A 6,206-nucleotide genomic window follows, 5' to 3' on the forward strand; every position below is an offset into this window, starting at 1 on the left:
AAATCAATGGCGTTAGTCGTTGAGCCTAGCAACCCTCTGCAACTCTCGTTGTTTGAGTGGATAAATGGTCAGGTAACTGGCTGTTCAGAATCTCCCACTATAGCCCGTAGGGTTTAGTGGGGGAGTATGTCAACCAGATGCCACAACAGCCCACCTTCCTATTGTCCCAACCAACAGTATTCTGCTGAGGTTGGGCCGTGGTAACCGCCACCGAAGCGCAATTATTACTCAAACATGGATTCATTTAAGACGCTCAAGACGTTCTGCGTCAAACCGTTCCCCAACTTCAACAACACGCGAAAAACTGGGACGGAAAACTCCTGAGTGATGAACGTCTCGAACTCAACACCGCCCAACGTTTCGCCACACCTCTGTTTAAACCTCACATCACCGCCGAACGAGTCGATCGCATCGTGCGAATTTCCCCCAGTGATCAAAATCTGTTCGCCGATCGCGCCCCACAAACTCGTGAAACGCTGCATCAAATTGCCACCAGCAGTAGCCTTCTCTGGATAGGGAATCGTCCTCACCGATCGCATCGCTGGTGATCAGCCCGTGTTGCGCATTCCGGCGGCAATGCCGTTGATGGTCAACAATGCGCCCCGTAACAGTTCTTCTTTGCTGTAACGGTAGTGAATTACCCCAGAAGCTTGGCTGCTGTATTGCCGTAACCGCTTCAGGAGCGAGACTTGCAAGAAGCCGAGGGGGACAATCGTGCCGTTGCGGAGATACACAGAACGCTGCAATTCGGGGTCATCATCTAAAAGATTGGTCGCCCCTTTCACCTCTAGCACGATCTCGCAGGTGAGTTTAAATTCCTCGGCGATCTGGTCGAACACTTTCATGAAGCGATCGCGATCGTCTGGAGCCGATAATTCTTGGACATAGTGGTTCGCCATTTGTAGATCCACCTTGGCGAGGGTCATCTCTACTTTAGAAATGGCCATGCGGAAAAAGGGCCATTTGAAATAGAAATAGCGGATCAGTTTTAAGTTTTCTTCTGGTTCTTCATCGAGGAAACTTTTGAGAGCCGTCCCCACCCCATACCAAGCCGGAAGGAGAAAGCGGCTTTGAGTCCAGCTAAACACCCAAGGAATCGCCCGTAATGAACTGAGATCTTTTTTGCCACTCTTGCGCCGAGCGGGGCGGGAGCTAATTTGTAATTGGCTGATTTCTTGGATCGGCGTGACGGACATGAAGAAATCAATGAAGTCCGGTTGCTCGTAAATTAAATTCCGGTAGCAGGTGCGCGATCGCGTCGCCAACTCCTCCATAATTTCATTCCACGGCTCAATATCATCAAAGCCGCTACCGAGCAAACTCGACTGCAACACCGCCGTTGATGCGGTTTCGAGATGATACAGCGCCAATTCCGGGAGGGAATATTTCGACGCGAGCACTTCCCCCTGTTCGGTAATTTTGATCCGGCCGTTAATCGTGGAATTCGGTTGCGCCAAAATCGCCTCGTAGGCTGGCCCGCCGCCGCGTCCCACGGAACCGCCGCGCCCATGGAAAATCCGCAACGCGATCCCGAACTGGCTAGCGATCGTCTGCAACGCCTTCTGCGCCTTGTGAATTTCCCAATTACTACTCAAAAACCCCGAATCTTTATTGCTATCGGAATACCCCAGCATGACTTCTTGCAGGGGTTCCGTGTGGGGAAGTTGCGAATGGGGTAAATTGGCCGCGGCTAATTGGGTATTCAGCGCGTCGTAACCGCCGGACAAGGTGGCACGGTACAAGGGCAAATTAAACAACGCCGTCATCACCGCTGGCGCACGTTTGAGATCGTCCACGGTCTCGAACAGGGGCACAATCTGAATGCTACTTTTCCCCGTCACCGGATCATACAGCCCCGCTTCCTGGGCCAAAATCAGCACTTCGAGCACATCGCTCACATCGTTGCTCATGCTGATCACGTAGGTTTGGCAAATGTTCGGGCCAAACTCTTTTTGGAGGCGGCGCACCATCTGAAAGGTTTCAATGGTTTCACGGGTGCGATCGGAAAAGGGCGCTTCTGAGGGAATCAACGGGCGGCGGGTGGGCAATTCGGTGATTAACCAATTCCGGCGATCGGCCTCTTCGAGTTCATCGTAGGGCCGGGGCAAGGCTTGGATATAGGCGGCAATTTCGGTGATCGCTTCGGAATGGCGGAGGGATTCTTGGCGAATGTCTAGTTCCGTCAGGTGGAAACTGTAGATTTCCACTTGGGCGATCAGTTTGTCGAGGTCTTGGCAGGCGATGCCGGTTTCGCTGAGGTTGCGTTGCAGGAGACACAATTCTGCGAGAAATTCATCGCCGGATTGATAGATGGTTTTGGGGTGGATTTCGTCTAGGAGGCGTTGTTGATGGGGGTCGCTGCTGGTGAGGAGGTGGTTCCGTTCGCGGGTGTTTTCGAGGCGTTTTTGAATGTAGGCGAGTTTGAGGCGATAGGGTTCTTGGCGGTAGCGGATGGCGAGTTTTTCGTAGACTTCGCCGAGGTAGGTGCGATCGCGCTCTAGGGAATCCAAGAGATCCGGCAGGACATTGCTCCAATGCAGGGAAAGACTGAGTTGATTGATCAGTTCTTGGATCGACAGGAGGTATTTTTCGAGAACGATGTTGCGTTGATAGCAGGCGGTGCGCCAGGTGACTTCAGGGGTAACGGAGGGGTTGCCATCACGATCGGAACCCACCCAGGAGCCGAAGTAGCAAAAACGGTTTTTGGGCGATCGCAACGTCGGAAAGGTATCTTCTAGCGCCTGCTTGAGGCGCACCGCCAATTCCGGCAGCGCATCAAACAGCACCTCTTGGAAATAGTGCAAGGTATAGTCCAACTCATCCAACACCGTGGGCTTGAATTGGTGCAGTTCATCGGTGCGCCACCAGAGCCGAATTTCATCATGGAGTTGGCGGGTGGCGGTTTCGGCTTCCCAGGAGTTGGTCAGCCCTAGGCCGCGATAGGCTTCCTCGGCTTGATCGAGATGGCGCAGGGTGTTGGAAATGCGGCGTTGTTTGCGGCGGATCGTATGGCGCACGATCTCCGTCGGGTGGGCAGTGAAGACCAGGCGAATATCGAGATTATCCAGCAGGCGTTGAATTTTTTGGGGCGGCATATTTTGCTGCCGCAGGTAGGGAAAGAGCCAATGGAACGTCCCGGCTTTGGGCTTGGCGAGTTCACTGTCTTTAAGATTGCGTTCGAGTTGCTTGGCACCGAGGGGCGCGGCGGCATCCTCAAGGTGATTGTTGGCCGCGTCATCGAGGGGCGGCTCGTCGGGGTTGGGGGGGGTGGGGGTGCTGAGAAAGGCGGGGGACTTTTCTTTATAGGTGGCGCGGCGAGAGAGGCGTTGCTCGCGTTGTTCGTAATGTTGCTCAACAATGTTGATCAGTTGGAAGTAGAGGGCGAAGGCGCGGGCGGCGCGAATCGCTTCGTTGAGGTCAAGCTGTTCAATGAGGTGGAGAACCGCCGCTTTGTCGAGGATCTTGGTCTGCCCTTCAGGGGAACACATGGAGCGGAGTTGACGCAGGAGATCCACCAGCGGTTGACCACATTCGGCCACCAAGACTGATTCCCATAAATCTTCAACCATCCTAAGACGATGGTGCAACAGAAGCATTGAATTAGACGGCAGTTGCAGGGTTTGCTCTGAGGTTTGAAGCAGCGAACTCATGATGTCTGATGGTTGCAGATACTAGGGTAGTCTAGAGGATCTCGATTGAGATTTTGGGGAATCGACATGTTTAGCAACACAGAGTTACGATTTGTCAACTCTGGGGGCTGACGCTCTGGGGGGCTAGGGTTGAGAGGGGTGCGGTTCCGGGAAGGGAAGGGTGGGGAGGCGATCGCCCCGCAGCAGTTCTTCGCTGGTTTCACCCAAGGCTTGGAGGTGCTGCGCGATCGCATCAACCAGGAGCACCGTCCCTAAAAAGGGCAGGGTCATCATACTGAGTAGCACGGGAGTGGATGTCTGCAAAGAACGAGAAGTCACGCGGGTTAGATTGATTTGAACTGTTCAGTAGTGTAGCGGAAAATTGACCCTTTGAAAGTCACGATTCAATTCGCCAGGATCTATACATAGATTGGGTTTGGAATTGTAGCTAAAAGCACGGATTATTCGGGAATCCCCCCCAGGGGTCTCAGAATGACTGCTTTTTGTAGTATCTTGTATTACGAGCGATTCTCCGGCGGATCGGTCTTGGCCACAGCGGTCAGAGGCTCGTCGCTGGATCACCGATTCAGTTGTTCAGTTAAAAACTCTCAGCCCTATGTCTTCATCACCCATGCCCTGGCGGCTACAGCAAGAACTCCGGGCCTGCGTACAATTATCCTTCCCCTTGGCGATCGCTCAACTCTCTGAAGCGGCTACGAACTTCGTTGATACGGTGATGATGGGGTGGCTGGGGGAACAGTCCCTCGCCGCCGGAGCGTTGGGGTCTACCTCGGTGATGTCATTGCTCATTATCGGGGTGGGTTGTGTGTCGTCCGTGGGAACGGTGGCGGCGATCGCCATCGGAGCCGGACAGCGCGATCGCCTCCCCACGATCAGCATCCATGGTCTGCTCTTCACCCTGCTGATCGCCACACCCCTGAGCCTGATCGTCTGGAACCTAGCCGCCGCCCTCCCCTACCTGGGCCAATCCGTCACCAATGCCGAAATCGCCCAAGGCTATCTGCAAGCGATCGCCTGGGGCATCCCCGCCGCCCTGGGGTTCAGCCTGATTCGGAACCTCGCCTCAGCGGTGAACCAACCCCAGATCATCATGCAGATCATGGGGTTAGGGATTGCGCTCAATGTCGTGCTCAACTACGGGTTGATGTTCGGTCGCTGGGGCTTACCGGAACTGGGGTTAGCCGGTTTAGGCTGGGCCAGTACGATCGCCTTTTGGGTCAAGTTTGCGATCGCCCTCGGCATCATCTTTTATCGCCCCAGCTTTCGCCCCTATCGCTTCTTCGCCCGCTGTCCCTGGCAGCCCGCAATGATGGCCGAACTGTTTCGCATTGGCCTCCCCTATGGTGGCTTAATGACCCTAGAAACCGGTCTGTTCCTCTGTGTCACCTATCTGATGGGAACCCTCAGCACCACCGCCCTCGCCGCCCACCAGATCGCCATCCAAACCGCCGCCATCACCTTCATGATTCCCCTGGGCATTTCCCACGCCACCGCCGTCCGGGTCGGCCAATTTTACGGCCAGGGGAATCGGCGGGGGATGCGTCAAGCCGGCTGTGTCGGGATTGGCCTAGGAACCCTGTTTATGAGTTGCATGGGGGTGCTGTTTTGGCTGCTGCCGGATCTGATCATCGGCATCTATCTCGATCGCACCAACCCCGACAATACCGCCGTGATTCACTATGCCGTGCAGTTATTACGAGTGGCCGCGCTGTTTCAGGTGTTTGACGGCATTCAAGTGATCGCCAATGGAGCCTTGCGCGGCCTCAAAGATACCTACGCGCCGATGTGGATCGGGCTGCTGTCCTATTGGGGGATGGGGTTAGGGTGTAGTTATCTGTTAGGGATTGTGGGGCCGTGGCAGGGGGTGGGCCTGTGGATTGGCTTAGTCTGGGGGTTGATCGTGGCGGCGGTGGTCTTAACCGGGCGATTTCTGCGGCAAACCGGAACCGCGATCGCTTAACATACCCTGAACGATTCCCTCTGAATTCTTCGGTGTGATGTCCTATGAGTGATCTGGTCAAAGTGCATTGTGAACTCCCCCTCGCTTGGAAACTAAAACTCGAACGGTTAGCCGCCGAACGCAAAAAAGCCCCCGCCGAGGTGATGACCGAAGCGATCGCCTACTACCTCGGTGAAACTGTCAACACCAACATCCCACGCCTCGATCACCTCGACAGCGAAGTCACCACCCTGCGCCAATCCCTCCAGGAACTCACCCAACGCCTCAACTATGTGCAAGCGATCGCCCTCAGCCGCACTTCCAGCCAGCCCACCCCACCCCCCCCACCCTCAGATCACGAATATTGGGACGTAGACGACGAACCCGACGAAATCCTCCAAGACTTTCTCGACCCCGCCGACCGCGACCCCCACTAATTACAGTTTGTTCAGCAATCATCCCGCACAGATCAGAAGCCCCTCGCCCTCTGGGCTACTGCTTATACATAACGTTCAAATGTTGGCCTCGTCTGCGTTTGATCCCCCTAAATCCCCCTTAAAAAGGGGGACTTTTTTGCGTTCCCCCCTTTTTAAGGGGGGCTAGGGGGGATCGAGAGA

The 6,206-nt window shown here is 55.0% G+C and carries 5 protein-coding genes; 2 read left to right on the plus strand and 3 right to left on the minus strand.

Annotated features, from left to right (window positions below):
* Positions 1–224 precede the first annotated feature (224 nt).
* The 3 genes from PN477_RS04280 to PN477_RS04290 form a co-directional block, all read right to left on the minus strand.
* Positions 225–482 carry a hypothetical protein gene (locus tag PN477_RS04280; protein ID WP_272147019.1) on the minus strand — a complete coding sequence of 86 codons (258 nt, stop codon included), beginning with the start codon at positions 480–482 and terminating at the stop codon, positions 225–227.
* A gap of 66 nt (positions 483–548) precedes the next feature.
* Positions 549–3,650 carry a phosphoenolpyruvate carboxylase gene (gene ppc / locus PN477_RS04285; protein WP_272120213.1) on the minus strand — a complete coding sequence of 1,034 codons (3,102 nt, stop codon included), beginning with the start codon at positions 3,648–3,650 and terminating at the stop codon, positions 549–551.
* 123 nt (positions 3,651–3,773) lie between these two features.
* The gene (locus PN477_RS04290; RefSeq protein WP_272147021.1) at positions 3,774–3,935 is read right to left on the minus strand and encodes a hypothetical protein; all 162 of its coding nucleotides are present in this window, start codon (positions 3,933–3,935) and stop codon (positions 3,774–3,776) included.
* A 310-nt stretch (positions 3,936–4,245) separates the two neighbouring features.
* Between PN477_RS04290 and PN477_RS04295 the strand changes: the two genes are divergently transcribed.
* Together PN477_RS04295 and PN477_RS04300 are read left to right on the plus strand one after the other, a co-directional pair.
* Positions 4,246–5,610, plus strand: coding sequence for an MATE family efflux transporter (locus tag PN477_RS04295; RefSeq protein ID WP_272120217.1), 1,365 nt, complete (start codon positions 4,246–4,248; stop codon positions 5,608–5,610).
* A gap of 44 nt (positions 5,611–5,654) precedes the next feature.
* Positions 5,655–6,026 (plus strand): hypothetical protein, encoded by a 372-nt coding sequence (locus PN477_RS04300; RefSeq protein ID WP_272120218.1) that lies wholly within the window; start codon positions 5,655–5,657, stop codon positions 6,024–6,026.
* The last annotated feature ends 180 nt before the right edge of the window (positions 6,027–6,206 follow it).

The organism is Spirulina subsalsa CS-330 (assembly GCF_028330765.1).
Classification (GTDB): Bacteria; Cyanobacteriota; Cyanobacteriia; order Cyanobacteriales; family Spirulinaceae; genus Spirulina; species Spirulina subsalsa_A.

Excerpts from the sequence above, each read along its gene's own strand:
- PN477_RS04280 (WP_272147019.1), bottom strand. The coding sequence starts at position 482 with ATGCAGCGTTTCACGAGTTTGTGGGGCGCGATCGGCGAACAGATTTTG.
- PN477_RS04295 (WP_272120217.1), top strand. The coding sequence starts at position 4,246 with ATGTCTTCATCACCCATGCCCTGGCGGCTACAGCAAGAACTCCGGGCC.
- ppc (WP_272120213.1), bottom strand. The coding sequence starts at position 3,650 with ATGAGTTCGCTGCTTCAAACCTCAGAGCAAACCCTGCAACTGCCGTCT.
- PN477_RS04300 (WP_272120218.1), top strand. The coding sequence starts at position 5,655 with ATGAGTGATCTGGTCAAAGTGCATTGTGAACTCCCCCTCGCTTGGAAA.